This is a genomic window from Knoellia subterranea KCTC 19937, assembly GCF_000768685.1.
Classification (GTDB): domain Bacteria; phylum Actinomycetota; class Actinomycetes; order Actinomycetales; family Dermatophilaceae; genus Knoellia; species Knoellia subterranea.
This window is the reverse complement of the sequence record NZ_AVPK01000021.1, coordinates 1-3,598: the sequence shown is the minus strand read 5'-3', so window position 1 is coordinate 3,598 and position 3,598 is coordinate 1. Positions and strand designations below refer to the sequence as shown.

Genomic DNA, 3,598 nt, shown 5'->3' with positions numbered 1-3,598 from the left:
ACGGGCACCTCGGGCGCCACGGGCACCTCGGGTGCCTCGGGTGCCGGTGCAGGGACCGAGCGCAGCCACGGCTGGCGACGCTCCCGGGTGAAGGTGTGCGGGATCGAGCTGGCGATGGACATCTGGTGCTCCTCCGAAGAGTCGTAGGACTCTCGAAGTGCTCGCGAGTCCGCGCTTGCCGACTGCGTTCGTTGCAGACGACCAGGTCGTCACCCGGAGCACCCCACCGCGGAGGAGGGTTGCCGACCAGCAAGCCGGGGCTATGCGCTGGTACTCGTGACCTTGGTCCAGAACTCTAGCGGCCCGCATCCGCACCATGGGACCCCGCGTCCACTATCTGAAACTCACCGGGGCGCACCCCGTGCCCATTATCGGGTGACCCGACAAAGGGCCGCCCGACCCGAGGTGGCAACCCGGGTCGAGCGGCCGAGTATGGGGTCACCCGATAATGCGGCACCGCGCGAGTGACTCCGGAGAGTTCTCGTCAGAGCGGGACGACGTTGACGAGCTTGGGTGCGCGCACGATGACCGTCCGCACTCCCGCGGCCGTTGCCTCGACCACCTTCGGCAGCGCCAGCGCCTTCTCGCGCAGCTCGTCCTCGCTGATGTCCGAGGGCACCTCGATGCGATCGCGCACCTTGCCCTTGATCTGGACGACGCAGGTCACGGAGTCCTCGACGAGCAGCGCCGGGTCGGCCACCGGGAAGTCGGCGTGGGTGAGCGACTCGGAGTGGCCCAGGCGCGACCACAGTTCCTCGGCGATGTGCGGGGCGAGCGGCGCGACCATGAGAACGATCTGCTCGGCCGCCTCACGGGGCACGGCGTCAAGCTTGGTCAGCGCATTGTTGAACTCGATGAGACGGGCGATCGCGGTGTTGAACCCGAGTTCGTCGTAGTCACGCCGCACCGCGTCGATGGTGCGGTGCAGCACGCGCGCAGTGGCGTCGTCAATCGGGCTGTCGACGACCCGGACCTCGCCCGACTCCTCGTCAATGACGTTGCGCCACAGGCGTTGCAGGAAGCGCTGCGATCCGACGATGGCGCGCGTGTCCCAGGGCTTGCTCTGGTCCAGCGGCCCCATGCCCATCTCGTAGAGGCGGAGCGTGTCGGCGCCGTACGCGGCATACATGTCGTCCGGCGACACCATGTTCTTGAGCGACTTGCCGATCTTGCCGAACTCGCGGGTGACCGGCTGGCCGCGCCAGGTGAACGTCGACTGGCCGTCCGCGCCGACGGTCTCCTCGACCTCGGTCGCCTCGACGGGCTGGCCGCGGTCGTCGCGATAGGCAGGCGCCTGGATGTAGCCCTGCGAGAAGTATGTCCGGAACGGCTCCTCGCTCGACACGTGGCCGAGGTCGAAGAGCACCTTGTGCCAGAAGCGGGCGTACAGCAGGTGGAGCACCGCGTGCTCGACGCCACCGATGTAGAGGTCGACGCCACCCGGGTCACGCGTGCCGGCAGGCGCACCGTCGACGGGCGTGTCCCGCGGGCCGACCCAGTACTCCTCCGTCGCGGCGGAGACGAGTTCCTCGCGGTTCTCGGGGTCGAGGTAGCGCAGGTAGTACCAGCAGGACCCGGCCCAGTTGGGCATCGTGTTGGTCTCGCGGCGGTACTTCTGCACACCGCGCCCGTCCTCGAGGTCGAGCTCAACCTCGACCCACTCGCGGACCCGACCCAGCGGCGGCTCCGGCTCGCTCGCCGCGTCCTCGGGATCGAAGGTGCGCGGGCTGTAGTCCGGAACGTCCGGCAACTCGACGGGCAGCATCGACTCGGGCACACCGTGCGCGACACCGTCCTCGTCGAAGACGATCGGGAACGGCTCGCCCCAGTAGCGCTGTCGGCTGAACAGCCAGTCCCGCAGCTTGTAGCTCACCGTCGCCTCACCGAGCCCGTGCTCGACGAGCCAGGCGATCATCGCGTCCTTGGCCTCGGCGATCGGCTTGCCGTTGAGGTCGAGGGTGTCATTGGCCGAGTTGATGGCCGGCCCTTCGCCGGTGAACGCCTCGTCCTCCTGGTGCCCCTCGGTCGGCTGGACCGTGCGGATCTTCGGCAGCTCGAAGACGTCGGCGAAGTGCCAGTCGCGCTCGTCCTGGCCGGGCACCGCCATGATCGCGCCGGTGCCGTAGCCCATGAGGACGTAGTCGGCGACGAAGATCGGGATCTGGGTGCCGGTTGCCGGGTTGGTCGCCCAGGCTCCCGTGAAAACGCCCGTCTTGTCCTTGCCTTCGATCTGACGCTCGACGTCGCTCTTGCGAGACGCCGCCGTCCGGTATGCCGTGACCGCAGCTTCCGGGGTCGCCTCTCCTCCCGTCCAGGCCGGGTTCGTGCCCTCGGGCCACTCGCCCTGCGGCACGAGGGTGTCGACGAGCGGGTGCTCCGGAGCGAGCACCATGAAGGTGGCACCGAAGAGAGTGTCGGGGCGTGTGGTGAAGACCTCGATGGGCTCGGCGTCCTCCGGTGCGCCGACGACGCGGAACGCGACCCGGGCGCCGTGGCTGCGGCCGATCCAGTTGCGCTGCATGGCTTTGACCTTGTCCGGCCACTGCACACGGTCGAGGTCGTCGGCGAGGCGGTCGGAGTAGTCGGTGATGCGCATCATCCACTGACGCAGGTTGCGCTTGAACACCGGGAAGTTGCCACGCTCGGACCGTCCATCATTGGTGACCTCTTCATTGGCCACGACAGAACCCAGGCCGGGCGCCCAGTTGACCGGCGCCTCGGAGGCGTAGGCGAGTCGGTGTGCGTCGATCACCTCGGCGCGCTCGCTGACGGAGAGGTCGGCCCAGGCGCGCTCGTCACCGTCGGGCAGTGGGCGGGCGCCGGACTCGAACTCGGCAACGAGCTCGGTGATCGGCCGGGCACGACCGAGGCCCCCGTCGGGACGAACGGCCTCCGTGTCGTACCAGGCGTTGAAGATCTTGAGGAAGATCCACTGGGTCCACCGGTAGTAGTCGGGGTCCATCGTGCGGATCGCCCGGCGGTTGTCCAGCCCGAGACCGAGCCGGCGCAGCTGACGCGCCATGATCTCGATGTTGGCCTCGGTGGTCACTCGAGGGTGCTGTCCCGTCTGGACGGCGTACTGCTCGGCCGGGAGGCCGAAGGCGTCGTAGCCCAAGCAGTGCAGGACGTTCTTGCCGAGCATGCGGTGATAGCGCGAGAAGACGTCGGTGGCGATGTAGCCCAGGGGGTGTCCGACGTGCAGGCCGGCACCGCTGGGGTAGGGGAACATGTCGAGCACGAGCATGTGGCCGCCGTCGTACTCGGCAACAGCCCCGGGGTCACCGAACGGTCCATCGGGGTTGGGCGCATTGAAGACACCCGTGGTCTCCCACCGGTCCTGCCAGGCCAACTCGATCCGGTCGGCCAGTTCGGCCGTATAACGGTGCGCCGTCTCGCTCATCTCATCCCTTGCCTCATCGAAGATCCTCAGGCGTGGCTGCCCACAAAAAAGCCCCTCTCGCAGGAGGGGTCAGCCGCGGTGACGCACCGTGATGGTGCGGTCAGCGCGGCCACAGAAGAAGCAGCTGCCGTGAGGCCATGGGCACAGGGTATCGCACCCGCGGTTGTGCCCGGAAATGAGAAATGGCCCGCCGGGTGG

At 68.2% G+C, this 3,598-nt stretch carries 1 protein-coding gene and 1 riboswitch; the gene reads right to left on the bottom strand.

Annotated elements, in window-relative coordinates; genetic code table 11:
* Nucleotides 1–166: 166 nt before the first annotated feature.
* Nucleotides 167–282, bottom strand: a riboswitch (SAM riboswitch).
* 202 nt (nucleotides 283–484) lie between these two features.
* Nucleotides 485–3,400 (bottom strand): leucine--tRNA ligase, encoded by a 2,916-nt coding sequence (gene leuS, locus N803_RS17115; RefSeq protein ID WP_035907567.1) that lies wholly within the window; start codon nucleotides 3,398–3,400, stop codon nucleotides 485–487.
* Nucleotides 3,401–3,598 lie beyond the last annotated feature (198 nt).

Excerpts from the sequence above, each read along its gene's own strand:
- leuS (WP_035907567.1), bottom strand. The coding sequence starts at position 3,400 with ATGAGCGAGACGGCGCACCGTTATACGGCCGAACTGGCCGACCGGATC.